The sequence below is a fragment of the Pseudomonadota bacterium genome, from assembly GCA_036339585.1.
Lineage (GTDB): Bacteria > Pseudomonadota > Alphaproteobacteria > UBA8366 > UBA8366 > UBA8366.
Genome location: JAYZAS010000005.1, coordinates 35,130 through 59,829, shown reverse-complemented (window position 1 = coordinate 59,829; position 24,700 = coordinate 35,130). Strand labels below are relative to the sequence as shown.

27 protein-coding genes and 1 pseudogene are annotated in these 24,700 nt (G+C 45.5%); 13 read left to right on the top strand and 15 right to left on the bottom strand.

Annotation, left to right across the window (positions count from 1 at the left end):
* Positions 1–867, top strand: a complete 867-nt coding sequence (rsmA, locus tag VX941_05725) for a 16S rRNA (adenine(1518)-N(6)/adenine(1519)-N(6))-dimethyltransferase RsmA (GenBank protein MEE2932904.1) — start codon at positions 1–3, stop codon at positions 865–867.
* Here rsmA and gmk read toward each other — a convergent pair.
* Both gmk and VX941_05715 read right to left on the bottom strand, forming a co-directional pair.
* Positions 830–1,435 (bottom strand): guanylate kinase, encoded by a 606-nt coding sequence (gmk, locus tag VX941_05720; protein MEE2932903.1) that lies wholly within the window; start codon positions 1,433–1,435, stop codon positions 830–832. The two genes, rsmA and gmk, sit on opposite strands and share 38 nt — an antisense overlap.
* 41 nt (positions 1,436–1,476) lie before the next feature.
* Complete coding sequence (locus VX941_05715; GenBank protein MEE2932902.1) at positions 1,477–2,364, bottom strand: YicC/YloC family endoribonuclease; 888 nt, start codon at positions 2,362–2,364, stop codon at positions 1,477–1,479.
* A gap of 89 nt (positions 2,365–2,453) precedes the next feature.
* Between VX941_05715 and VX941_05710 the strand changes: the two genes are divergently transcribed.
* On the top strand, positions 2,454–3,146 hold the full coding sequence (locus VX941_05710; protein MEE2932901.1) for an SDR family NAD(P)-dependent oxidoreductase: 693 nt from the start codon (positions 2,454–2,456) through the stop codon (positions 3,144–3,146).
* A 73-nt stretch (positions 3,147–3,219) separates the two neighbouring features.
* Here the strand turns inward: VX941_05710 and VX941_05705 are convergent.
* Positions 3,220–3,387, bottom strand: a pseudogene (locus VX941_05705) (Rdx family protein).
* A gap of 173 nt (positions 3,388–3,560) precedes the next feature.
* Between VX941_05705 and VX941_05700 the strand changes: the two are divergent.
* From VX941_05700 to VX941_05690, 3 genes are all read left to right on the top strand, one after another.
* Positions 3,561–4,946, top strand: a complete 1,386-nt coding sequence (locus tag VX941_05700; GenBank protein ID MEE2932900.1) for an MmgE/PrpD family protein — start codon at positions 3,561–3,563, stop codon at positions 4,944–4,946.
* Positions 4,947–5,214: 268 nt separating this feature from the next.
* Positions 5,215–6,159, top strand: coding sequence for a phosphatase PAP2 family protein (locus VX941_05695; protein MEE2932899.1), 945 nt, complete (start codon positions 5,215–5,217; stop codon positions 6,157–6,159).
* 2 nt (positions 6,160–6,161) lie between these two features.
* Positions 6,162–6,767, top strand: a complete 606-nt coding sequence (locus tag VX941_05690) for an acyloxyacyl hydrolase (protein ID MEE2932898.1) — start codon at positions 6,162–6,164, stop codon at positions 6,765–6,767.
* 116 nt (positions 6,768–6,883) lie between these two features.
* Here VX941_05690 and VX941_05685 read toward each other — a convergent pair whose 3' ends face one another.
* From VX941_05685 to VX941_05655, 7 genes are all read right to left on the bottom strand, one after another.
* A complete protein-coding gene (locus tag VX941_05685; GenBank protein ID MEE2932897.1) occupies positions 6,884–7,198 on the bottom strand; it encodes a DUF4387 domain-containing protein in 315 nt (104 codons plus the stop codon).
* Between the two features lie 10 nt (positions 7,199–7,208).
* A complete protein-coding gene (locus tag VX941_05680) occupies positions 7,209–8,591 on the bottom strand; it encodes an acyclic terpene utilization AtuA family protein (protein MEE2932896.1) in 1,383 nt (460 codons plus the stop codon).
* 229 nt (positions 8,592–8,820) lie between these two features.
* A complete protein-coding gene (locus tag VX941_05675; protein ID MEE2932895.1) occupies positions 8,821–9,570 on the bottom strand; it encodes a sulfite exporter TauE/SafE family protein in 750 nt (249 codons plus the stop codon).
* Between the two features lie 141 nt (positions 9,571–9,711).
* A complete protein-coding gene (locus VX941_05670) occupies positions 9,712–10,110 on the bottom strand; it encodes a VOC family protein (protein ID MEE2932894.1) in 399 nt (132 codons plus the stop codon).
* Positions 10,111–10,130: 20 nt separating this feature from the next.
* A complete protein-coding gene (locus VX941_05665) occupies positions 10,131–10,919 on the bottom strand; it encodes an SDR family oxidoreductase (protein ID MEE2932893.1) in 789 nt (262 codons plus the stop codon).
* A 264-nt stretch (positions 10,920–11,183) separates the two neighbouring features.
* Complete coding sequence (locus VX941_05660; GenBank protein MEE2932892.1) at positions 11,184–12,158, bottom strand: FAD-dependent oxidoreductase; 975 nt, start codon at positions 12,156–12,158, stop codon at positions 11,184–11,186.
* Positions 12,159–12,168: 10 nt separating this feature from the next.
* Complete coding sequence (locus tag VX941_05655) at positions 12,169–12,936, bottom strand: SDR family oxidoreductase (protein MEE2932891.1); 768 nt, start codon at positions 12,934–12,936, stop codon at positions 12,169–12,171.
* A 98-nt stretch (positions 12,937–13,034) separates the two neighbouring features.
* On the opposite strand from VX941_05655, the gene VX941_05650 reads away from it, so the two are divergent.
* Entirely contained in the window at positions 13,035–14,093 is a 1,059-nt protein-coding gene (locus VX941_05650; protein MEE2932890.1) for a 2-dehydropantoate 2-reductase, read from the top strand.
* A 59-nt stretch (positions 14,094–14,152) separates the two neighbouring features.
* On the opposite strand, the gene mltG is transcribed toward VX941_05650, so the two are convergent.
* The 5 genes from mltG to fabD all read right to left on the bottom strand — a co-directional run bounded on the left by mltG (position 14,153) and on the right by fabD (position 18,581).
* Positions 14,153–15,175, bottom strand: a complete 1,023-nt coding sequence (gene mltG, locus VX941_05645) for an endolytic transglycosylase MltG (protein ID MEE2932889.1) — start codon at positions 15,173–15,175, stop codon at positions 14,153–14,155.
* Positions 15,172–16,434, bottom strand: a complete 1,263-nt coding sequence (gene fabF / locus VX941_05640) for a beta-ketoacyl-ACP synthase II (protein MEE2932888.1) — start codon at positions 16,432–16,434, stop codon at positions 15,172–15,174. Before fabF ends, mltG begins: the two co-directional genes overlap by 4 nt.
* 52 nt (positions 16,435–16,486) lie before the next feature.
* The gene (locus VX941_05635) at positions 16,487–16,723 is read right to left on the bottom strand and encodes an acyl carrier protein (protein MEE2932887.1); all 237 of its coding nucleotides are present in this window, start codon (positions 16,721–16,723) and stop codon (positions 16,487–16,489) included.
* Between the two features lie 167 nt (positions 16,724–16,890).
* Entirely contained in the window at positions 16,891–17,637 is a 747-nt protein-coding gene (gene fabG / locus VX941_05630) for a 3-oxoacyl-[acyl-carrier-protein] reductase (protein MEE2932886.1), read from the bottom strand.
* 2 nt (positions 17,638–17,639) lie between these two features.
* Positions 17,640–18,581, bottom strand: a complete 942-nt coding sequence (gene fabD / locus VX941_05625) for an ACP S-malonyltransferase (GenBank protein ID MEE2932885.1) — start codon at positions 18,579–18,581, stop codon at positions 17,640–17,642.
* A gap of 283 nt (positions 18,582–18,864) precedes the next feature.
* On the opposite strand from fabD, the gene rpsF reads away from it, so the two are divergent.
* The 7 genes from rpsF (at position 18,865) to VX941_05590 (ending at position 24,697) form a co-directional block, all read left to right on the top strand.
* Positions 18,865–19,344, top strand: coding sequence for a 30S ribosomal protein S6 (gene rpsF, locus VX941_05620; protein ID MEE2932884.1), 480 nt, complete (start codon positions 18,865–18,867; stop codon positions 19,342–19,344).
* A 2-nt stretch (positions 19,345–19,346) separates the two neighbouring features.
* Entirely contained in the window at positions 19,347–19,601 is a 255-nt protein-coding gene (gene rpsR, locus VX941_05615; protein MEE2932883.1) for a 30S ribosomal protein S18, read from the top strand.
* Between the two features lie 34 nt (positions 19,602–19,635).
* Complete coding sequence (rplI, locus tag VX941_05610; GenBank protein MEE2932882.1) at positions 19,636–20,370, top strand: 50S ribosomal protein L9; 735 nt, start codon at positions 19,636–19,638, stop codon at positions 20,368–20,370.
* A 188-nt stretch (positions 20,371–20,558) separates the two neighbouring features.
* A complete protein-coding gene (locus VX941_05605; protein MEE2932881.1) occupies positions 20,559–22,088 on the top strand; it encodes a replicative DNA helicase in 1,530 nt (509 codons plus the stop codon).
* Positions 22,054–23,151 carry an alanine racemase gene (alr, locus tag VX941_05600; protein MEE2932880.1) on the top strand — a complete coding sequence of 366 codons (1,098 nt, stop codon included), beginning with the start codon at positions 22,054–22,056 and terminating at the stop codon, positions 23,149–23,151. Before VX941_05605 ends, alr begins: the two co-directional genes overlap by 35 nt.
* On the top strand, positions 23,148–23,927 hold the full coding sequence (locus VX941_05595) for an ABC transporter permease (protein ID MEE2932879.1): 780 nt from the start codon (positions 23,148–23,150) through the stop codon (positions 23,925–23,927). The genes alr and VX941_05595 overlap by 4 nt, the downstream gene beginning before the upstream one ends.
* On the top strand, positions 23,924–24,697 hold the full coding sequence (locus VX941_05590) for an ATP-binding cassette domain-containing protein (GenBank protein ID MEE2932878.1): 774 nt from the start codon (positions 23,924–23,926) through the stop codon (positions 24,695–24,697). Before VX941_05595 ends, VX941_05590 begins: the two co-directional genes overlap by 4 nt.
* Positions 24,698–24,700 lie beyond the last annotated feature (3 nt).

The following is a 24,700-nucleotide window of genomic DNA, read 5'->3' as shown; positions in this document are numbered from 1 at the left end:
ATGAACATTAAAACTCACTTTGAAACACTTCCGCCAATAAGGGAAATCATCTCTACCCACAACTTGAAAACGAGAAAAACACTCGGCCAGCATTTTCTACTTGATTTAAACCTCACAGACAGAATAGCTCGTAGCGCCGGGAATATAACGGACGGAACCGTTTTCGAAATTGGCCCAGGGCCGGGCAGTTTGACCCGTTCCCTTCTTAAGGCGGGTGCCCGCCGTGTAATTGCGATTGAGCGTGATCCGCGATGTATAACTGCATTAACTAGCTTAGTAGATGCTGCAAACGGCAGGCTAAAAGTATTGGAGGGAGATGCTCAATATATTGATCTAACAGAACTCGCCCCCCCTCCCCGTCGAATAGTCGCCAACTTACCTTACAATATATCGACAGTCCTGCTGACCAAATGGATCTCTAAGGGCAATGCTTTTAAACGCATGACCCTCATGTTTCAGAATGAAGTTGCAAGGCGGATCGTTGCAGGGCCAGGCACCAAAGTGTACGGGCGACTATCGGTAGTTTGTAATTGGCGAGCTAACACTGATTTCCTATTCAAAATACCGGCTCGCGCCTTTACGCCACCACCAAAAGTAAGTTCCGCATTAGTATCGATCAAACCTCACATGAGCTTATCTGAAAATGTGGAGCTCTCGGACCTCGAAAAGGTCACCGCTGCCGCTTTTGGACAAAGACGCAAAATGTTGCGAAGTTCTCTGAAAACTCTTGACTGTAACACATTAACACTTTTATACGCAGCGAAAATAGACCCTACAAAGCGAGCAGAAGAATTGACAATTGAAGATTACACGCGCCTTGCCCGAGGGTTTAGCCACCTTCGCAAAGCCGTTTTACAAAATCACTAAGGCCAATCATCCGACGACGTTTCAAGCGTTCAGCCTCTAGAATAGCCATAATGTTTACAATGCTTTCACCTAAATGATTGTTAATGAATACATAATCATATTCGGCGTAATGGCTTAACTCGGCCGCAGCTTTTGCCATTCTCCTAGCAACAATATCCGATGAGTCTTGAGCTCGACTGTAAAGGCGGCGTTCAAGCTCGGCGTGGCTCGGAGGCAGAATAAAAACGCTCACAACATCATCAGGCGCTTTCTCAACAAGCTGTTGCGTCCCCTGCCAATCGATATCGAACAGAATATCAGTACCGTTTGCGAGAGCATTCATAACTGGTTTTGATGGTGTACCATAGTAATGATCAAAAACCTTCGCACTCTCGAGAAATGCTCCTTGATTGCGCATTATATTGAATTCAGTTTTTTTGACGAAGTGATAATCCACCCCGCTTACTTCGCCGGGACGTTTACGACGCGTTGTTGCTGAAACAGACATCTCTATCGATTGATCGCGAACTAGAATCTCGCGAGCGATAGTTGTTTTCCCTGCTCCAGACGGTGAGGATAAAACAAGCATCAAGCCGCGCCGCCGGAGCCCCAATTCATTAGTCAAATATTCTACTCCACATTTTGAACTTGTTCGCGAAATTGCTCTATCAAAGCCTTCATTTCAAGCCCGTGCTTCGTCAACTCTGTGTAGTTTGCTTTTGAACAAATTGTATTGGCTTCACGATTAAATTCCTGACACAAAAAATCCAAACGCCGTCCTTTGGGTTCACTTTCCTTCAGGATCTGCTTTGAGGCGGAGACGTGCGATCGAAGACGATCCAACTCTTCAGTAATGTCAGATTTAATTGTAATTAGTGCAAGTTCTTGTAATAAACGCTCTTCTGAAAGAGGAGGGTGCGCTTTTAAAATTTCGCTGAGCTGAACTTGCAACCTTTCACTCTTATCTTGCCCCCTTTGAATCAAAATTATTTCAGTAGCATCTATACAATCTGAAATACCTTGCAGCTGCTGCTGCAATACTTTCGCTAATTTTTCACCCTCTGCAACTCGGTTGTGCTTTAATGAATCAAGTGCTTTAACAAGTGATTCCATCATCTTAGCAGTCCGTGCCCCTTTTTCTTCTTCACCCTCAGGTTCCTCCAGTTTTTCAACAACTCCGCGAACATTAAGTAAGGCCTCGATATTCACCACTTCACAAGGATTTATTTTTTGCGCTGTTTCGACTAACTGATGCAAAAGAGTATGATTTATGTGAAATTTATGTTGGACTTCAGTTACCTCGGACTGCCGAACCGTTAGTGACACATCTAATGCGCCACGTTTAAATCGACGTTGAGCCTCCCGACGCACTGCTGACTCAAGGCGATAGTATTTACTTGGTAATCGTACACGAATATCAAGGGATTTGTTATTCACGCTTTTTACTTCCCAGCACCAATTCAAATTATTGAATTCATATTCGGCGCGGCCAAATCCAGTCATAGATGAAACGGTCAAAGTATTCTCTTTCTAAAATTATAAATATAGTGACGCTGTTTTTAACTAATGGACCAGCGTTGAAGTTCAGACTGTGCTAAAGTGTCAATTTGTTTAAACATCCTTCATCAGTGTTGATTACAGATGCTTCGAGTGGCATTGGTGAGGCGCTCGCCATGCTTTATGCAGGTAAAACACGAAATTTGGCTATAAATGGACGTGATACAATGAGGATAAAGATGGTGGAGTTGGCGTGCCACCATAAGAAAGCGTCTGTCAGTTGTAAGCCAGTTGATGTAGTAGACCAGAAAGGAATGAGACAGTGGATCGAAACAATAGATGATGTTGCACCACTTGACTTGGTTATCGCTAACGCCCGCATTTCTGCCGGCTCCGGTAGTGAAACCGGACAGCAGGCACGAGAAATATTTTCAATCAATTTTGAGGGCATGCTAAACACAATCCATCCTGCAATCGAACGTATGCAGCAACGCGGGAAAGGGCAGATTACCATTATGAGCTCCCTCGCCGAGTTTGGTGGTCTGCCAGTAGCACCAGCTTATAGCGCGTCTAAGGCGGCTGCACCTGCTTACGGGCAAGCTTTGCGCGGCGCCTTTCAGATACATACGATAAACGTGTCGGTCGTATGTCCCGGGTTTGTTGATAGCAGAATGACGGAGAGAAATCAGTTCCCTATGCCTCTATTAATGGATGCTGAACATACAGCGCCGATTATCTACCAAGGCTTGCAAGCTAACAAGCCCATGATTGCGTTTCCGGTGGCGAGCCATTTTCTAAGTTGACTCGTGGGAATCCTGCCCAACCAGTTGACCGATCCTTAAATGAATGCACTGCCAAACAAATACGATTGACATGTTATAAACCCAGCGCATTTAAATGTTTCTCAGTCGGAAAACAACCGGTTTTAAAAATACTAAAACGCAATTCTTGGTCAACAAACACATCGAAGATGCCACCGGTACCTTCTTGCAATGAAACATCAGCTTCGAATTTTTCAGTTAGATAGTCTCTCACACGGAAAGCCTCTCGGTCATAACCTCAGGAATTACAGAAAACTATTAAGACTTTCAAGTGCCAACCCCTATTCAGTAAATGTGAGACGCTAAACATATTCCGCCGGAGAAACCATACTTCTATCGTAAAGTTTCTATTAATGTTAATATCGTGCCAAACTCGTCAGGTAAAGAGAGAATAATATGGAAACTGCAGCTACACCCTCTAATGAGGAATATGGGTTCACAGAACAATTGGCGCACTGGGGCAATGCTCTTACGCTCGCGCAGGTGCCAGAGAGGGCGCAAATCAATGCGAAACACTGCCTCCTAGACTGGCTGGGAGTCACCATTGCTGGCGCTCAGGACGAATTGGTAGGCATTCTACATGACACAGCAAACATGGAGGGCCTTGGAAGCCAAGCAAGTCTAATCGGCCGGGGACAAACCGCCTCTGCAAGTCAAGCTGCTCTAATTAACGGTGCTGCCGGGCACGCTCTTGATTACGACGATGTTGTGCGTATTTTTCGTGGTCACCCTACTGCTCCTGTGGCACCGTCAGTGCTAGCTATTGCTGAACGCGATGGATGTTCAGGGGCAGATTTCATGCTTGGATTAATTACAGGTATTGAGGTTGAAGCCCGCATTGGCGCCTATATGGGCGACTCACATTACCTGAAGGGTTGGCATGCAACTGGCACAATGGGACATTTTGGCTCAGCTGCTGGTGCCTCAAAGTTGCTGAGATTAGATGCAGTAACCACCGCAAATGCCCTTGGCATTTCAGGCACACAGGCCGCCGGTCTTAAAGCTAATTTTGGAACTATGTGCAAACCACTCCATGCAGGTAAAGCAGCCATGAATGGACTATTATCAGCAGAATGGGCAAAGCGCGGTTTTACCTCACGCCAAAATATCGTCGAGCGCGTCGATGGGTTTGGTGAAAACTTTGAGGGCGAATGCAACGTAAATGCAGCGCTAGAGGGACTCGGTGAAAAGTTTCACCTTACAGATTTACTATTCAAATATCACGCTGCTTGTTACGGTGTGCACTCACCAATCGAGTGTGCAAAACGAATATCAAAAAACCCAGCTTTCAGAATCGAAAGGGTTACAAAAATAGAGGTTCGGCACGCCGCGCGTCTTAAGGGTATGTGTGATCAACCAAAGCCAGAAACAGGTCTGGAAATAAAATTTAGTCTTTATATGACTACCGCCATGGCTTTGGCTGGTTTGGATACAGGAAGACTTGATGTATACAGTCGCGAAACAGCTAAGAAAAAAGGTCTGATAGAGCTTCGCGATAAAGTGAAGTTAATAGCTGAGAACACTTTTACGCCTAACCAATCTGAGGTAATTGTTCATCAGGATGACGGAACTGTAATCCGAGAGACTGATGACCTTGCTAAACCTAACGAGGACCTGTCAGGCCAATGGGAAAAATTGTCTTCTAAATTTCGGGCTCTCGCCGTGCCTTTGGTGGGAGAAAAAAATGCCGAAAATACCATTGCCTCGGTTTGGAACCTTGAGAATCAAACATCTTTGTTACCCATTATTTCGCCCCTGCGGAGCGTGATCGCCAAATCATAAAACATAAATAAAAGGATAATAAAAGTACATTTGGCGATCAAATCACCTAAATAATTTAAGTAATATCGCTATTAAATAGACTAATATTGAAGTCATTACCATATATAGTATTTTTTACTGCATTAATTACTATAAACAGGTCGATTTTTATTTGCAAATTTTTATTCACATGTTACCTTATCATGGCAATGATTTGGTCCACGCATATTTGCGTGTTTTAAAAAAATAAATGGGTGCCATAAACAGGCACGAAGCGTCGGAGCCTAATGTGTCGGCAGTATCCTCAACCGACAATAATCGTCTTACACAAACCCGCGTGCAGCGAGCACTCGCTGCAGTGCTAGCGGCAGGCTTTGGGTTGGCATTTTTATTTGTTTCCTTCCCAGAAATTGATTTATGGATCTCGAAGGTATTTTTCATTGAGCCTACTATCTTTGCGCTGACTCACAGTGAGGAACGCCTTGCTATCATCGGTTACCTCCGACAAGCTGGTTTCGCAATAACACGGATCACAATGATTGGACTTTTTGTACTTATTGTCGTTGCATACTTTTTCCGTCGTTCTCGATTTTGGCTAAATCGCAAGAAATTGCTCTATGTCTTCTTTTGTTTTGCATTGGCTCCTGGGCTATTCGTAAGTGTTATTTTAAAAGAGAATTGGGGTCGTGCACGGCCAGCGCACATTGCAGATTTTGGCGGCAAAATGGAGTACACCCCGCCAATGATGCGAACCAATCAATGTACTGGGAATTGTTCGTTCCCATCTGGAGAAGCATCTTTCGCTTTTTGTTTTTTGGCTTTCGGTATGATTTCACGCCGGCGGCCACTGTTGATAAAACTTGCACTTGGGTATGGAGTTTTTTTTGCTGTCCTAAGGGTCGGAGAGGGCGGGCACTTTACGAGCGACGTCGTATTTTCTGCCCTTATCTCACTCATAACATGCCTTACTCTTTACCGATTTATGTTTGAAGGTGCTTATGGATACGCGCAAATTTCAACCTGGGCGATGAAACGCACACCTACAAAGCTCAGATCTTTAATGAAAGACCGCTTGTCAGATTCAGATGTTGCCGAGGAAGATGCAGAAAAAAATAAACAACACATTTGCACGACTCATAGAGAAATCAATATGGGCGCGGATACTAGCCACACGCACCGACACGGTAAAACTGGCGCTGATGATCCAATTTCAGCTCCCAAAGGCGGAAAATAGATATGAAAAAATGGCATCACATAAAAAAAACAAGTTTTTCTTTTACGCTTGTGCTTCTGCTGAATCTAATGGGGACATCAGAGTCCCGTGCTCAAGACCCTGCGGTTTACTACATTGCCGGAGCAGCACTCACTACTGTGCTGCCCGGGTTTGTGTTTGATCTACCTCAGCCCGACTCAGAACAAGCCTTTACCAAACTTAGTGCTAGTCAATTTGATGCCGTGGATGATGAAAATAAGGCTTACGATTTTAGTTTAGAATTTCAGCCCGGTTGGACTTGGGCACGAATCAAACCCCTTGTAGGTGTAACTGGTAATACAGATGGTAGCTTTTATGGCTGGCTTGCCGCATCCCACGACTTCCATATAACTCGCCATTTCGTAATCAACTTTAATATTGGTCCCGCGTTTTACATTGGAGGGGAGAAAGCCAAAAACCTTGGCTCAGCCGGTGTTTTAAGGTCAGGCTTTGAAGTTGGATATAGATTTGATAACGCTATGAGAATCACTGGAAGTTTCCACCACATGTCACACGGAAAGCTGCTCAATTCAGACACAAATCCAGGTACAGAGATGATAGGCTTAAATCTAAGTATTCCAATTAATTAATCTTTGAAGGACTGAGTGCCCTGAAGTCCTAGCATATAATTATATTTCATAACATATGCTTAGGGCACGCCAAAGACTGCCTAGGATGGGAACTTTGCTAGACCGCAAAACGCAACTCAGGTGCCTGGCACTAATAGGTCAACAAAAGGAGCGTATTGCTGCCCGGCGTGACTATCTGAGTCACGGATATCTCCTTGAAAATATGGCCTTGGAATTGAGATTTTGAACGCGTAACAATTATCAACCTCAAAAAACTGCACTTGGTTTTCTGACACGTTATAAATCTCAGAAACCATCCCCCTATTCAGCACTCCAGTCTCTTTAACTAATTCGTAAGTCTCAGAGTCTGCGAACATAATATCGATTGTCATTACAAAAGGCCCAGCATTCTTTGATCGTACTAATTTCGCTAATTCCCCGATTGTCTTCATGCGATATCTCCTAATTTACATTCATATATTCAATCGGAAACATCTCGTAAGGATCCACGGGCTCCAATACATGATTAACATTAAACCTGTATACAGCTCCACGCTCTATATGAGCCGGGCTATAGGTGCAAGCAAGACCGGTTATTAAACCGCTCCATTCAGGGATGGGTTCATGCAAAATTTTATGCCGGGCTATCGTAGCAATCGATGTTGCGATCTCTTGACTTGATGCAGTTGCCTCTAAAATCAGGCAAACTTCGTGCGAAGTCAGCTCTTTTTGGGGCTCTAAAGGACCCATGACACCATTCTTACCGTATATTCGGATATTTAATTCGTAATCATCACGAGTAATGGTGTCACCATAAATATCAGCGATCCGCTTGTGAATATTGGCTTCGCCTGTTTCTAACCAGCCATCAAGCTGACGTAATATGTATGGATCGCGCACCCCGCCTATAACAATAGTCTGATATCCAACTTTTTCCGCCCCTTCCAATTTTACGGTGTATCTTGTTGCTGGCTCAAATCCAGACTTGGATACTCTCACACACCTATCATTAAGTGCCTCATAAACGGATGTCGACAAATCCATTGTCCCGCTAGATTCCACAAGACGAAATGGATCAGCATTTTCGTAGAGACTATGAGAGGCGACGCTCTGTGGAGTGCAGCGGAGGTCTTGATCCAACGGTTCGACGTCAAAGTGATCGCCGCGGCATGTGGCAAAGAGGCTGTCCGCAGTTTTACGCTGCTCCACGGATGCCGCACCACATTCAAGGATTTTTGCAGCGTGCCAAGCAATACCCGCAGGGATGCCCTCTCGCACAGGGATCCCGGCATAGATCGCACAGTCACTAGAACGACCTGTCAACACAACTTCCGCCCCATTATCGAGCGCTCTTAAAAATGGCTCCTCGCCCATCATACCAACTATACGCTCGGCCTTGTCTATAGTTGCCTCATCAAACTTTGGAGCTGGATCGAGTGGCTTAATGCGACCCTGCCTGAAACACTTTTTAAGGAAAGCCTTGTCTTGTTCAGCATGGATAACGGCAAGCGGAAATTTAAGGCCCTCCTCTTCCGCGATTTCCAGCAATATCTCCTTTGCCGCAGCAACATGAGGATGGCCACCAGAGGTTCCTGCCGTTCCCAGAAGTAATGGTATTTTCTCTTTTTGTGCGGCCAACAACATCAATCGCATATCCCGTTTGATGGATGACCTCCCGAACGCAGTTTCGCCTGAACCAAGTGGGTATGGTCCTGGGTCAGTCGACCCACCATCACAACCGATAAAATGTGGCTTCTTTCCAATGCCCTCCTCGAGAGACTCAGCTCTAAATCCTGCGCCACAAACGCCCGATCCTGCAAGGATCCTTACTTCCGCCGAAACCATAATGAAATTCCTCCAACCAAGTGAAAATAAGTCCGGATCTGTAATTAATCGTTCTAAATTTAGTCATTATAGCTGGAGAATAAATCAGTTTACAGCCGAATTCATCTAAGACACTGCCTTCAAATTTTTAATTTGGCGCGGGGATATCCCCTTTAATCAGAAGCTTTCTGATTTGCATTATTTTTCCGAGCAGCTGAAGAAAAAAGTTTAACTGGCAAACACCCAATCATTAAAATTTTTTAAATAATGCCAAACCATCTACCACGATTAGCTTCAAGCCCAGAGCCAAGAGAATAATCCTAAATATTATTAGGAATATCCGTTCATTAATCTTATCAAGAGCTAAACGACCAAGGCGAGTACCTATAATGACCGCAGGGATCATACAAAGCACAGCTATTCCATAAGATTGATAACTAAATCCTATTAAAGTGAACCCTGCTATTTTAGCAATATTTGAAACAACCCCAAATAATCCAAGCGTTGCCACTACATTTTCTTTTTTTAAATCCTTTCGGATTACAAATACCCCAAGGATAGGGGCGATTGCACCCACAATCATATTCATGATGCCAGCCGCAAAACCCACTGGAAAGAAACTCCATAACGGCAGTTCATTATTCCCAAGCCAACCTTTCCTTCCACTTACCAGCGACAGAAGAACAAAAACACCGATTAGAATTTGAACAATTTCGGTTGAGAGCCCTTGGAATAACCATATTCCTAAGACCGCGCCAAAGGGTAACGGCAGGGCAAATCGAATAATTATCGGCCAAGACATGTTGTGCCATAAAAGCCAACAGCGTGTTAAATTTGACACTAAATGTACGGCCCCGTGAACCGGGATTGCAGCTACTGGCGGCATGAACTGCAACATAATTGCCATTAGTGCTGCCCCCCCACCTGAACCTGCAACAGCGGTAAGGGCAGATGTAAAGAATGCCGCTATCGTGAGTATGGCAACATCAAGAATTTGCATAAATTGGTTTTCAAATTAGAAATAAAATTTTTTCATAGAATTTTTGAATGAGCGTAAGAATATTCTGAACCCATGATTAGCAGAAGAAATTTTCGGTATCCGAGTCAAAAGACAAAATACAGCCACTATGCTCGTAACTTTTTATTTAGAGGCATCCTTCAAAAATCTTCCTTTTGGAGCAATTTCAGCAACTGTTCCGCCAGGGGCTCGAAACTTGACCGGGATCACGCCGGGAGCAGTGATGATTTCGTACCCACGCGCTCGCAACTCTTCAATTCCGGTTTCCAAGTCATCTACCTCAAATCCTATGTGGTGAATGCATGGCTTGTCACCCGCAGCTAGTGATTCCTTCGTCTTGCTGCCTTTATCGTATTGAAGTATTGAAAAATCAATATGACCATCCGTCAAATGACACGACCAATGTTCACGATGGTGCTCACTTCGAACCTCTCTCATTCCAAGAACTCCCTCGTAAAAATCACGCGCCTCGCCAATATCATCGACACGCACAGCAATATGAGCAATACGCATAGCACACATTTCAAATTTCCTTCTTTTTGTTAGTGAGGCATTAAAGCTGCCCCATTGAGTTGAATCGTCTGGCCAGAAATATATCGTGAAAATGGGCCCACTAAAAAGCGAACTAATTCCGCCATGTCTTGCGGGGTACCCCTTCGCTGGAGAGGTATACCCAAATCAGCGTGAGCTGGCTCTATCTCGCCGGAGCTCCCTACACGCTCTGTATCGAAACGGCCAACCACTGCAATATTACAAGTTATGTTATGTTCCCCGAGATCACGAGCCATCCCTCGCACCATACCGGCCATTCCACACTTGACAGCAGACTTATGAGCTCCCATCGGTCCGGCAGAGTAGGAACTCATACCATGAATACCGACGACCGAACCACCTCCACGCTGGATAATATGAGGCACCGTGGCCATTGACATCCGAAAACCGCCATCGAGCGCAACTTCCCTTAGTTTTTCCCAGTCCTCAAATGTGAGCTCAGTGAAATGTTTTTTTGTCCGAACAGCTGCATTGTTTACTAGAATGTCTATTCCACCAAAAGCACTAACTGTTTCGGCAACTATTTTATCAACATCTCTTTCCTTAGTGATATCAGCTAATATCGGGATTGCCCGTCCCCCACCATTTTCAATTTCATTCGCAACATCCTCACAAAGATCTTGCGCTGACACCGCATTAATGACTACTGCTGCGCCCGCTTTCGCCAACTCAATTGCTATCCGCTTCCCAATGTTGCGTGCACTACCCGTAATTATAGCAACCTTACCCTCAAGTTCATTGTTCCGATCTATTTTCGAAGTGTTGACGTCCTGAAACATATGCCCTCCCGAATTTCATCCCAACAATAAATGATTCCATAGCATTTAGACAGGAAGTTTAAAGATTAAATACAATAACGAAGGCTGTTGTTTTATCAGCCTAATTTTTCTGTAAATATCTCAACGATAAAAAATTCACCGTTCCCGTACTCGTCTACCCCCTAAGCTTAAAATTTATTTGTGCTATATTCGAATCCCAGTGGATTGAAAGATTCGAGAACCCTGTATCAAGAGCGACAGGTGCTCATCTAATACACCATATGGTTATTGCAAAAGTGCTTTTGCCAATGCTTCGGCACTCATAAAGGCGGCCTCCACCCTGCCCTTGATGCACCAATCTCCACAAATAGCTAATTTGCCAGCGGGATCCAAAAAATATTTTTGGCCCGCAGCTTTTGAGGTGCCAGCGTAACGCCACCTGTGGATTGAACGGTGAGACGCCAGCCATCCATCAATTCCAGATATCTTTTTTAATTCCTCTAACAGAACATTTTCAATTTGGGACGTCTTTGCATTTAGTAGTTTGTCGCCCCAGTCGCCTGTTGATTGGACTACCAATGAAGTATTACCGGGACGCGCGGGTTTGGAACTGTCTAGCCCAATCCAGCCAATAGGTGAATTGGTGACGATTGCGCCCTCCCAAGCAATATCGACAGGATCATTAAAGCCAAGCATAAGAGTACTGCAGCCGCGCATTTGAACACCCGCCAAGCCTTCCCAAAGCGTTATATTTTTGGTGAAAAGACCATCATTCTGAGGCGCAGGAATAGTTGAAACAAGTAAATCGAACGGACCTTCTTCGATATCATCCTCAATACTTAAAAACCAACCTTCCGCGTCGTATCGGCAACTTTTAATATCAGTATCAAACTTTATGGCAAGGTCCCGAGCAAGATACTGGCAGAGGGAATTCATAGATGGCGTACCAACATACACAACTTCTTGTCGTTTTTCGCACTTAAGGGTATTACGGCCATCGAAAGTCATAAAACGGGCCTCCCAGGGCCTAATAATTCCATCCAAAAGGGCATCATTTAAAAAATTTCGGAATTCAGCACCACGAATAGTAAAATACTGCGTGCCGTGGTCGAATTGAAATTCATCGGAGTGTCTTGTTGACATGCGCCCGCCTGGTCTCCAGGATTTTTCATATAACAACACATCAAATTTTCTCTGCAGAAGTTGAGCAAGTGTGAGGCCTGTGATACCAGCACCAATTACCGCTATTCTCCCTTTCATTTTTTTGGCCCTAAAGATTCATATATGCGCCGCCATTCGAGTGAATGGTCTGGCCCGTGATGTAACTTGCTTTTGGCCCGACGATAAATCTTATTAGATTAGCCATATCTTGAGGCACACCTCTGCGACCGAGCGGAACATCACAATCAACAACTTGACGCTCCGACAATGACGAAGGGTTACCATCGCGATTAGTATCATAATGCCCAACTACGACCTGGTTCGCTCGTATGTTATAGGGCGCCAGATCAATCGCTAAGCCGCGAATAAAAGCATTCAAGCCCATCTTAGCCGCCATAACATGACTACGACCCTTTACTCCTTGCAACGAACTCATACCTCCTACCCCAACGAAACACCCTCCACCCCTTCGTTTCATCGAGGGTATTGCAGCCTTCGCCAAATGGAAGCAGCCATGTATCGAGAGGTCAACAATGTGCTTAAAAGTCTCAAATTTGATTTCTTCTATGGATTGATTGGTTCTGACCGCAGCATTATGAACAATAATATCTATACACTCGAAAGTTTCAAAAGTCGCCGTTAATATCTCATTCACCTGTGATGGATCACGAACATCACCCATTGCAACAATTGCTTTACCCCCATTCTCTTTAATGCCAGCAGACACCTCTTCGCACAGGTCCCGTGCTTGTTTGGAATTCACAGTTACCGCCGCACCAGCCCGTGCCAACTCCTCTATTGTAGCACGACCTATGTTTCGCGCACTGCCAGTTACAAGGGCTACCATTCCATCAAGCTCCCGTGTCACGTCGGACATTGTTTTATCCCCAGATAAACACAAACTTTTCCCAAATTGACCTTTCTATATTATAATAAATAAAAAGTTCAAAAAATCGGAATTAATCGGAGGAATTCATGGGTAAGAAAATCGCTATTGTCGGCGCAGGAGCTGTTGGGTCGAAAGTTGGTGGCCATATGCTAGCTAATGGCGAAGATGTTGTTTTCATAGACGGGTGGCCTGAGCATGTGGAGGCAATTAATTCCCGGGGCCTGCACTTGACCGGAAATACCGCTGAAGAAGAGATCACCGTAAAAGGCCGAGCGCTGCATTTGACCGATGTCCAACAACTAGCCAAGGAAGACCCTATCGATATCGCATTTGTGAGCATGAAATCCTACGATACTCAGTGGGCAACACAACTGATTAAACCTTACCTTTCTCCCGATGGATTCATAGTGTCGCTCCAAAACTGCATGAATGAGGAATTTATTGCAGCTATCGTAGGTTGGGGGAAGGTCATGGGCACCATTGCGGCTAAGATTTCTGTCGCACTGCCCGGTCCGGGCCATGTTCACAGAAACGGTCCGATAATGGGCTCAAGCCACACCGTTTTTCGAGTAGGAGAACCACATGGCCGCATTACCCCTCGAGCAGAAGAGGTTGCGCGACTTTGCGGTTATTGCGATAGCCACATGGTCACTACTAACCTTTGGGGTGAACGCTGGACAAAGCTGGTAATGAACGCCAGCTCTAATCCAGTTTCAGCCGTGACTGACATGTCCTCTACAGCTATTTCCCAGGACGAAGTCCTCAGGAAATTAAAGACTCATCTAGCAGCAGAGGCCATCATTGTTGGAAAAGCGGCTGGATTTAATTTAGAGCAGTTACACGGAATAAACTGCGAGCAATGGATAAAGGCTGTGGATGGCGATACGACGGCTTACAATGAAATTGAGGAAGATTATATAGCTATGGGCAAAAAGGGAAATCCCGATGGGCGACCATCCATGGGCCAAGATATGCAAAAAGGCCGGCGTACTGAAATAGACTTTATGAATGGCCTTGTTTGCATTAAAGGTAAGGAACTCGGGATACCCACACCGGTAAATGACCGCATCGTTGATGCGGTAAAGGCTGTGGAAAAAGACAACTCAAAGGCCGGCGCTGAGTTAGGACGGTCACTCCTCGAATGACAAGTCGTTAAAAATAGCATTTTTTCTCACTGAAATATGGCGTGAATCTTCGTTCAGCATTAATTAGCTTGTGTCGTGCGTCGCTTAAGTGTTCGTTCAATTTTCCGCCATTTGCGTACTGCTTTAAGATGCTCCTTCAGCGTGTCTGAAAATATGTGTCCTCCTGTTCCGTCAGCAACAAAGAATAATGCTGATGTTCTTTCTGGATTAAGAACCGCAGCAATAGATTCTCTTCCTGGGTTACAAATCGGACCTGGGGGCAGACCGTGAACTCGATATGTATTATAAGGATGTTCGCGGCGCAGCTCACTTTTCTTCAAACCTCTTGCTAGCTTCCGTTTTCCTCCTGTGACCGCATACATCACAGTCGGGTCAGATTCCAAGCGCATACCCAACCTCAATCTATTGATAAATACTCCGGCAATTTGGCGTCGTTCCGCCGCTAGGCCAGTCTCTTTTTCAACAATAGACGCCAAAATAATAAGCTCTTGTTTTGTTTTTATTGGGAGACTTGCTGCACGATTAGTCCACGATTTTTCCAGCAAATCGTTCATTTGTGATCTCATTTGATCGACTATACTCTGACGGGTTGCCCCAAAAACAAAATAATACGTATCAGGAAGTAGGGTCCCTTCTTCCGGCAAAGGAGATATTTGGCCGTCTAAACCCTTCGTTCTATCCAAAACTTCTAACACCTGTCGGACGTTCAACCCCTCGGCTATGGTAACCCGACGGTTTATGTGTTGCCCCTCACGCATCACAGATAAAACATCTCTAATACTTATTCCAGGAGGGAATCGATATTCACCTGCACGCAATTCCCGGTGTACTTGCTTCAGCCGTGCGCCGAAAGAAAAAAGAAACTCCGACCCAATAACACCCTCATCTTTCAACTTTCGACTAATGCTATTTAAATCGGCACCTTTGGGCACAATTACCGCTGTACTTTTCGATAAAGGGCCGGCCCCGTTTATGCCCTCATAAACAAGTGCAAATGCAAAAACTAACATGATACCGAGAAACAAATATCTCCTTAGCTTCTTGGAAGCTTGCTCACTATGAGCCCGATCGGTTTTTTTCACGGCTTATTTGATAGGATTAAAGATGCGTTAGTTCCTCCGAAGCCAAAGGAGTTTGACATTACATTTTCAATAGGCCGCTCCTTTGCCTGGTGTGGCACTAAATCAATGTCGCAACCATCGGATGGGGTATCTAAGTTGAGTGTTGGTGGACAAACTCCCTCAGTAAGAGCTTTGATGCAAAATACAGCCTCTGCAGCACCCGCTGCTCCCAACAAGTGCCCTATCGCCGATTTGGTTGACGACATCGAAAGATCGTATGCAGCAGCACCAAAAAGTTTTTTTACAGCACCTACCTCTATCTCATCACCAAGTGGCGTCGATGTTCCGTGAGCGTTTATATAATCCACATCTTCGGGATTAAGTTTGGAACGCTTCAATGCCGTCTGCATAGCCCGAAAAGCACCATTGCCATCAGGTGCCGGTGCCGTAATGTGATGAGCATCACCAGACATCCCGTAACCAGTTAATTCTGCATAGATTTGTGCACCTCGTGCTTTAGCATGTCCCAGTTCTTCCAGCACCAAAACACCTGCACCTTCGCCCATTACGAACCCATCGCGGTCTATGTCCCACGGTCGTGATGCGGCCTCGGGAGTGTCATTAAATTCAGTTGAGAGAGCCCTTGAAGCCGAGAACCCCGCAATACCAATGCGGCATACTGTCGACTCTGCGCCACCCGCAAGCATGACGTCTGCATCGTCCCACATGATCATGCGAGCGGCGTCGCCTATGGCATGAGCTCCAGAAGCACAAGCCGTAACTACTGAATGGTTCGGTCCACGAAATCCAAATCTTATCGATACCTGACCCGATGCTAAATTGATTAGGTCCGACGCTATGAAAAACGGGCTAACTCGGCGAGGTCCACGTTCGTGCAACGTGACAGCTGTTTCAGCAATTCCCGGCAAACCACCGATGCCAGAACCAATTAATACTCCAGTACGATCCAGCGCCGATTGTTCTGTCGGCGTCCATCCAGCATCCGAAACCGCCTCGGCAGCAGCCGCTACCGCGCAAACAATGAACCGGTCCATTTTCTTTTGGTCTTTGGGTTGGACCCACTCATCCGGATTAAACCCACCAGTCTCAGAAGGACCAAAAGGTGCCTGGCCCGCAATTTTACAGTTTAAATCGGACGTATCAAAGTTGTTAATGCGAGTTATACCGGATTTCCCGGCTACCAACTTTCGCCACACAAAATCCACACCAAGCCCTAAAGGGCACACTAGCCCAAGCCCGGTAACTACAACCCGTCTCATCTCTTTAACCTACGCACCTAATTCAAAGGTGCCCAAAACGCTAGCATTACAATTATGAAGATTGCTCTTCAATGAACCCAATGGCATCTTCTACGGTAAGAATTTTTTCAGCTGCGTTATCAGGTATTTCACAACCGAATTCCTCCTCAAAAGCCATCACCAGCTCAACCGTATCCAAGCTGTCAGCACCGAGATCATCAATAAAGCTCGCATTAACGGTTACCTTGGCTTCATCCACGCCCAAATGCTCCACAACGATTTGCTTCACGCGGTCGGCAACGTCACTCATAATCGAAAATTCCTTCTCAAAAGTTGCAAAACGAAACTACTTACAATCGCCGCATCAACAGTGAGATTGCCTCTTTAATTGATGCCCTAAATGATACCGGGCGTGTCCTATCACGATTCCCTTTTAATTGCCAACACCCAGAAATTACAACTAAAGTCACTTCTTTTTCACACCATCGCCATTCCACCATTTATGTGTAGTGTCTGACCTGTTAGATAAGCAGACTCGTCACTCGCGAGGTAGATAGCTGCACCAGCTATATCATCGGGTTTTCCAAGGCGCTTTGCTGGAATAGCCCCTAAGAGTCTTTCTTTTATAGCTTCGCTAAGATCCTCCGTCATGGCTGTGTCTATAAAACCTGGTGCAATACAATTTGCTGTTATCCCGCGTGGTGCTACTTCCTGGGCAATCGACTTGGTCATGCCAATCATACCTGCCTTTGACGCAGCGTAATTTGCTTGTCCAGCGTTTCCAGTGATGCCGACAATTGATGTGATATTGATAATCCTCCCCCATCTCTTCTTCATCATAGCCGGCACGGTGGCGCGACACAGTCGAAAAACTGAGGAAAGATTAATGTCTAAAACATCCTCCCAATCCTTATCGGATAGCCTCATGCTAAGCATATCTCGCGTTATGCCGGCATTGTTTACAAGGATATCCAAAGAGCCAAGTGCATCTATACTTTTCTTAATAAGTTGGTCCTCCGCGCCCTCCACTCCCAGTCCTGCTGTTAGCACATGGGCACTATCCCCGAGCTCGCCTGCCAGCGCATTCAACGAATCAGTTCTAGTACCCGATAGCACGACCTCAGCACCTGCTCCATGAAGGCCTCGCGCAATCGCACCACCGATCCCGCCTGATGCGCCAGTAATCAAAACTCCTTTGCCAGAAAGGTCAAAAAGACAAGGCATTCTTAAACGTCCTTTACGAAACTATCAAAATCATTCGGGTTTTGTATTGCTCTGGCAGTTAAGTCACTCGAAATGCGCCGAGCAAGACCCGATAAAACCTTTCCAGAACCTATCTCAATCAACGTATCCACATTTTTTTCCCTCATATAAAGAACGCTCTCACGCCAACGAACCATTGCTGTAACTTGCTCAACTAAATGGGTTCTTATGTCATCGGGATTAGTCACTTCAGCCGCGGTTACATTGGAGATTATAGGTACTTTTGGTTCCCGAATATGTGTTCGGTTCAAGGCTTCTTCCATCGTGTCAGCAGCCGGCTGCATTAATGAGCAATGAAAGGGAGCACTCACAGGCAGCATAACTGCCCTCCGGGCTCCTTTTTGCGTTGCAATCTCTGCAGCCAGCTCCACCGCTTGTTTGCTACCACTAACAACAACCTGGCCCGGAGCATTATCATTCGCACAAGCACAGACCCCGTGCTCTGAGGCTAAATCAGCAACCTGCTGCGCCGCATCTAAATCGAGACCCAACAAGGCTGCCATCGCACCCTCACCGACTGGCACTGCCTCTTGCATAGCCATTCCACGCTGCTTAAGGAGACGGGCCGCGTCAGCTAGAGCTAATGCATCTACAGCTGCGAGTGCTGAATACTCACCAAGAGAATGACCAGCAACAAACTTTGCAGTTTCAGTGAGGGAAATCCCACACTCATCCTTCAATACACGAATAACGGCAATGCTCGTTGCCATCAATGCCGGCTGCGCGTTCTCAGTAAGAATAAGTTTGTCTTCCGGGCCATCAAACATCAAAGAAGAAAGCTTTTGCTCAAGTGCATCGTCTACTTCCTCAAAAACCAATCGGGCAGCGGGGAATGCTTCCGACAGCGCAAAGCCCATCCCAACCGCTTGAGAGCCCTGCCCGGGAAAAACGAAAGCATTTTTCATATGAATTTACCCTCTTGTATGTAATTGCCGCATGCAGAAACTGCGAAACATGAACCCTTCCATCGACCTAACAAGAAACTACCATTTGAGCAAACCTAATTATTAACTTCAATGCAGTTTTTACTTTCGATTAGGTAGTATTTGTGTATATTCCCACCTTTACTGTCCACGCTGAACTGTGGAAAGTTTGGAAACCTCCTTGGCGGCAAACACGTTTGCCGTCTGGAGTTGGAATGTCTTGGTTTTGACGCCAGCTCATAAATAACCACAGGGAGCTTATTGTATGCCACTTTACGAAAGTATCTTTATCGCTAGGCAAGATGTGTCTGCTGCTCAGGTAGATAGTCTGGCTGATGGCTTTGAAAAGATTATTACTGATAATTCAGGTTCAGTAGAACGCAGGGAATACTGGGGTTTGCGCACTCTTGCATACCGCATCAAAAAAAATCGCAAAGGTCATTACGTCCTTTTTAACTTGGATGCACCCGTAGAAGCCGTCCAAGAAATGGAACGTAGCATGGGTCTGAACGAGGACGTTTTTCGGTTTATGACAGTCCGTCTAGAGAGTTTGAGGGGGGATGCTTCACCTATAATGCAGGGAAAAGGCGATCGGGATCGGGATCGAGCTGATCGCGGTAGCAAACGAGAGAAACCCGAAGAAGTGTCCGGCATTGAACAAACAGAGATTGATGAAGCGAAACTTGCTTCAGACGAAAGCGAAAATATTGACCAAAACGAACCGCATGATGAAAAGGAGAATTAACAGTGAGTTCACCGCGTTCCAGTGCAAACGGTGGTCGACGTCCCTTTTTCAGACGCCGAAAGTCGTGCCCATTCAGCGGGCCAAATGCTCCGAAAATAGACTATACTGACATTAAACTATTGAGCCGTTTTACCTCTGAAAGAGGCAAAATTGTTCCCAGTAGAATAACAGGTGTCTCAGCGAAGAGGCAACGTGAATTGACAAGGGCAATAAAAAGAGCGCGCTATCTCGGCCTAATGCCGTATGTATTAAGTTAGTCGAAGGCCTCACGCTAAGACTAAGGAGATTCCCATGAATGTTATTCTGTTAGAACGTATTGAAAATTTGGGCCAAATGGGCGATGTGGTATCAGTAAAGCCAGGGTATGCCCGCAACTTTCTCTTTCCCAGGCAAAAGGCACTGAGAGCCAGCGACGCTAACCTGCAGCATTTTCAAAATCAACGCAAAGAGCTTGAAGCGGAGAATCTGAAGCGTAAAAGTGAGGCGGAAGATATAGCTAATCGTATGAATGGATTGCAGGTTGCGATCATACGCAGTGCCGGCGAAGCAGGACAGCTCTATGGATCTGTGAATGCTCGTGATATTGCCGACTCAGTGTCTGATAACGGTTTTAGAATTACTCGGAACCAGGTCGTAATAGACCGACCAGTCAAGTTGTTGGGCATCTTTGATATACGTATACGTCTTCATCCAGAGGTTGATGCATTTGTCTGTGTGAATGTGGCTCGGTCTGAAGATGAGGCTAAACAGCAGCAAGAACTTGGCCGCGCTATAATCAGCGGCGAGGATGAACAACAGTATGCGGAGGAAGAATTGGCTCAATCCGCAACACAAAATACAGAAGAAATGTTTGAGCCCGAAGCGCAAGCAAACGCTGCTGCAGATCTTGCGATGGGAAATGAAGACAACGAGCAAAAACGGGAGGATACTGATGACCGTAGTTCACACGAAGAGGTCCTAGAGGACAAAGCTGCTGGTCAAATTGATGACGGAGTTCAATCCGATTCGACAGAAAAAACAGAGTAGCATCCTACAATGCAGAGGAGTTGCAGTCAGTAATTACTCTTCGTTTTTTCCAGAATGGTTTTTTGATGCGCTGCGACTCGTTTGTTTACATGCCTTTTGCATCAATAGAAAAAGTTTTCCCCACAATTCTTTTTATCTACAGCTAGAAATTATACAACCTCATAAAGACCACGGTTTAAATTACAACCATGGCTACTTTATCTTCAAATACAACTATAACCCCCCTCCATCAGGCTGATGGCGATGGCAATCCTCTTTACAGAACGCCTCCACAGAATACCGAGATAGAGGCCGCGTTGCTTGGAGCTCTACTAACACATGACAGAGCTCTTGAGAAAGTCTCAAATTTCTTGCGGGCCGACCATTTCTTTGAGCCAGTTCATGGACGAATTTATGGGGCCATTGAAACACTCACCGAAACCGGGCAAATCGCTAGCCCATTGACACTAAAACATATTTTCGAACGCGATGATGCCTTAGCCGACGTTGGCGGGGCTGAATATCTATTTGATATAGCCGCCAACGCACCAAACATAATAAATGCTCATGATTATGCGCAAACAATTCATGATTTGTATCTACGGCGACAATTGATCACACTTGGGGAAGATATAGTCAATGACGCATTTGCTCCATCAGTAGACGAAAAAGCCCCCACCCAAATTGAGGCGGCCGAACAAAAGCTCTACGATTTATCGAATGTTGGCGACCTAGAAAGAGGCATCGTTGATCTAAAAGATGCGGTATACGATGCAATCAAAACTGCCGAAGAAGCTTATAAACGTGATGGCAAAGTAATTGGTGTTACAAGCGGATTTAAAGATCTAGATCTTAAACTTGGTGGTCTACATTCATCCGATTTACTCATCCTCGCTGGTCGGCCATCCATGGGCAAAACTGCACTAGCAACTAATATTGCCTTTAATGCAGCCCAGGCCTTTAGAGAAATCAAAAATGATCAGGGCGAAGTTGTTACTGAGGGTGGGCACGTTTTATTTTTTTCACTGGAAATGTCAGCAGAACAATTAGCTGGGCGTATACTTTCTGAACAGTCAGAAATTCCCTCAGATCAAATACGCCGCGGCGATATTAAGCAGGATGATTTTGATCGGCTAGCATCCGCTGCACAAGAATTGAACGCGTTACCTCTTTATATTGATGACACCCCAGCTTTAACGGTGTCTGCGCTGAGAACCCGCGCCCGCCGGCTGAAACGACAAAAAAAATTACACCTAATAGTTGTAGATTACCTTCAATTGCTGCAGGGTGGTGGTGGAAGAAATGATAATCGCGTTCAGGAAATATCTGAAATTACGCGTGGCCTCAAAACACTGGCAAAAGAATTAGACGTTCCGGTTTTGGCTCTTTCACAACTCTCTCGTCAAGTCGAAAACCGTGATGATAAAAGGCCGCAATTGTCCGACCTCCGAGAATCGGGCTCAATTGAACAGGATGCTGATGTGGTTATGTTCATTTTCCGCGAAGAATATTATTTGGAGAAAGCAGAGCCGATAATCCGCTCCGACGAAGACAACATTAAATTCTCAGAGCGTTCGCAAAAGTGGGCAGAACGTATTGAACAAGTTCGCAACACAGCCAGTATTATAATAGCCAAACAAAGACACGGCCCGGTCGGTACAATAGACCTTTATTTCGATGGCCGTTTTACCAGATTCGCCAACTATGATCGCCATCACGATGGAGACGGCTTTAACTAAAAACAGCCTGAGCGAGCTTTCTATTAACCTTGAAGCACTCGCCGCAAACTATCATTTTCTTGCCGAACAAAGTGCGCCTTCGGAGTGCGCCGCGGTCGTCAAGGCAAACGCCTATGGTTTAGGATTGCGGCCCGTCGTACGCACGCTAGAGGAAGCCGGGTGCAAGACATTTTTTGTTGCAACACTTGATGAAGGACTAACTTTAAGAACTATAACCGCAAAGACAATTTATGTTTTTGCTGGAGTATCAGAAGAGAACAACGTTGCCCTTGCAGAGGCTTCACTGCGGCCCGTGCTGAATTCAATTCCGCAAGTTAAACTATGGAATTCGAGAGGACCTGCAGCGCTTCATTTGGATACAGGTATGAATAGACTTGGGCTATCGAAAAAAGATTTCTTAAAACTGTCCTCTAGTATCTCAAATGGATCTGTAATCCAGCCAACACTCATATTAAGCCACCTCGCATGTGCCGATGAGCCAGGCCATGATTTAAATGTTCAACAGCTTAAAAAATTTCAAGCACTACGACCCACATTTCAATCCTCTCCCCGCTCGTTGAGCGCCTCATCTGGAATTTTTTTGGGCCCATCTTATCATTTTGACATGGTGCGGCCCGGATATGCACTGTACGGTGGAAATCCAACAAAAAATCAACCAAACCCAATGAGGCCTGTCATCAATTTAAAGGCTAGAATAATGCAATGCAGAGAAGTAACTCGCGGAGAAACAGTTGGATATGGAGCTACTTTTCGATCTAATAAAAGACGCCAAATCGCAACGATAGCAATTGGATATGCGGACGGCTATTCACGTGCTTTAGCGCAAACAGCGCATGTTGCTATAAAAGGAATGCTTGCCCCTGTTGCCGGCCGTATTTCAATGGACCTGATAAGCGTAGACATAACGGGTATAGAAGGCGTAAAACCAGGGGACTGGGCTGAAATAATAGGCTCCACAATTAGCGTTGACGATCTTGCTAAATGCGCTGGAACTATTGGATATGAATTGCTAACTACTCTAGGACCACGCCACAAACGGATTTATATTGGGGCTAATGAATGAGCTTTTTGCAACTTACGGGGGCAACAATCCTCGGATTTTTCCGAGCCGTTGGACATATTACCCATTTTACAATAGTGGCAGTGTCACATTGCTTTCGTCCACCTTTCTATTTCCAACTCATCTGGCGGCAAATAGTAGAGATTGGATATTATTCGCTGCCAGTCGTGGGGCTAACAACCGTGTTCGCCGGAATGGTGTTAGCCCTACAAAGCTATACCGGTTTTGCTCGTTTTGCCGCGGGTGCAGAAAGTTCGATAGCGAAGGTTGTCGTGCTCAGCATAACGCGAGAGTTAGCCCCGGTACTCGCTGGTCTGATGGTTGCCGCGAGGGTTGGCTCTTCGATCGCTGCCGAAATCGGCACTATGAGGGTAACTGAACAAATTGACGCTTTGACTACGCTCGCTACGGAGCCCTTTAAGTATCTCGTAGCGCCGCGTGTGATTGCCGGAATAGCCACATTACCTATTCTCATCTTAGTAGGCGATGTTATCGGCATATTCGGTGGTTATATAGTAGCGGTATATAAGCTTGATTTTAATGCTGCAATCTATCTTAAAAACACCTGGGATTTCGTCCAATTCACTGATGTTTTTTCTGGCCTGGTAAAGGCGACAGTTTTTGGTTTTGTCACAACGTTAATGGGGTGTTATCAGGGATATTTCTCAAAAGGAGGAGCGCAAGGTGTTGGCGCGGCCACCATCAACGCGGTGGTCTCTTCGGCAATTTTAATACTCATCCTCAATTATATGATAACCGCGATGTTCTTTGGCGCATGAAAACACCAAAAATTAAGCTAAAAAATATTCATAAGCGCTTCGGTGACAAGGTTGTGCTAGATGGTGTAGATCTTGAGATCATGCCGGGGGAGTCGCTTGTAATAATTGGAGGCTCCGGTACGGGCAAATCCGTCACCATTAAATGCATACTAGGGCTTCTAACACCAGATATTGGAGAAATTGAAATAGACGGCCAATCCGTACTGGATCTAAGTCCTGTTGAGCGCAATACCATCAACGCAAAGATCGGCATGCTATTCCAACATGCTGCATTATTCGACAGCTTGTCAGTTTGGGAGAATGTAGCCTTTGGTCTTGTTGAAGGACAAGGAATGTTAGCAAGCACGGCTCGCGCTATTGCGCTTGAAAAGATGGCTGCAGTGGGATTGGAAAAAGATACAGCAGAGATGCACCCTTCCGATTTATCAGGAGGAATGCGCAAGCGCGTCGGCCTTGCGCGCGCTATTGCGATTAATCCCGAAATAATATTTTTTGATGAACCAACTACTGGCCTTGATCCCATTATGGGAGATATCATCAACGAGCTTATTGTCGAAACCACCCAAAATATTGGTGCTACTGGCTTATCAATTACACATGATATGTCGAGTGCACGGAAAATCGCGGACCGTATAGCCATGCTTTACAAAGGCAAAATCATCTGGCATGGAACAGTCGAAGAAATTGAAACGACCAAAAATGAGTTCCTCCGCCAGTTCATCAATGGTAATTCTGAAGGACCAATAGATTTCGAACCTGCAATCATTTGATTC